Source organism: Bradyrhizobium sp. Ken01 (assembly GCF_055807355.1).
Genome location: NZ_JBVVPC010000221.1, coordinates 1 through 265, shown reverse-complemented (window position 1 = coordinate 265; position 265 = coordinate 1). Strand labels below are relative to the sequence as shown.

Genomic DNA, 265 nt, shown 5'->3' with positions numbered 1-265 from the left:
CCGAGGCGGTCGGCTTCCTGGCGGCGCAGCCGGTGACCATGATCTGGGGTGTCGGCAAGGCGTTCAACGCAACGCTGGAGCGTGACGGCATCCGCACCATCGGCCAGCTGCAGCAGATGGATCGCGGCGACCTCATGCGCCGCTATGGCACGATGGGCGACCGGCTCTACCACCTTTCGCGCGGCGAGGATGTCCGCCGCGTCGATCCCGATCAGGACGCCAAGAGCGTATCGGCCGAAACCACCTTCGACACCGACATCGCGTC

At 67.2% G+C, this 265-nt stretch carries 1 protein-coding gene; it reads left to right on the top strand.

What is annotated here, in order from left to right; genetic code table 11:
- Positions 1-265 (top strand): DNA polymerase thumb domain-containing protein (locus tag AC0L3S_RS39415; protein WP_473285358.1); only part of this gene is annotated, 265 nt, incomplete at both ends.